The sequence below is a fragment of the Vibrio sp. 704 genome (genome assembly GCF_033339295.1).
On the sequence record NZ_JAWOUH010000705.1, the window covers coordinates 1 to 597 of the forward strand.

At 47.2% G+C, this 597-nt stretch carries 2 protein-coding genes; both read left to right on the forward strand.

Features of this window, described 5'->3' with window-relative positions; genetic code table 11:
* Window positions 1-505 (forward strand): heme ABC transporter permease CcmC (gene ccmC / locus R7R24_RS28635; RefSeq protein ID WP_318120448.1); only part of this gene is annotated, 505 nt, incomplete at its 5' end.
* 11 nt (window positions 506-516) lie between these two features.
* Window positions 517-597: heme exporter protein CcmD (ccmD, locus tag R7R24_RS28640; RefSeq protein WP_318120449.1), on the forward strand; the 81-nt coding region annotated here is incomplete at its 3' end.

Below are 597 nucleotides of genomic sequence, written 5' to 3' on the forward strand. Positions count from 1 at the left end.
CGGTTTGGTTTGGCAAGTCCGCTTATCAGATATGGCCGCTCTTGTGATGGCCCCGATCGGCGCAGTATTCACCTTTATTGCTCTTCTTCCCGGTGCTGTTTGGGGCAAACATATGTTGGGCCCTTGGTGGGTATGGGATGCTCGTCTTACTTCTGAACTTATTCTTCTATTCCTTTACCTTGGTGTGATAGCACTTTACCACGCGTTTGATGACCAAAAAACGGCTGCAAAAGCAGCAGGTATTTTGGCGATTGTTGGCGTAGTGAACCTGCCAATCATCCACTTCTCTGTTGAGTGGTGGAACACGCTTCACCAAGGCGCAACAATTACGAAATTCGAACAACCTTCAATTTCATCCGACATGCTTTGGCCACTGTTGCTGAACATCTTTGGTTTTGCGTTCTTCTTTGGTGCTGTGACTATGGTGCGTTTCCGTAACGAAATCATCAGTAAAGAAAGTCATCGCCCTTGGGTTCGCGAGCTCGCAACAGACAAAACTCAGTGAGGTAATTAACGATGCACTTTGAATCTCTGAGCGACTTTTTTGCCATGGGTGGCTATGCGTCATACGTATGGAGCGCGTTCGGCATTACTTTT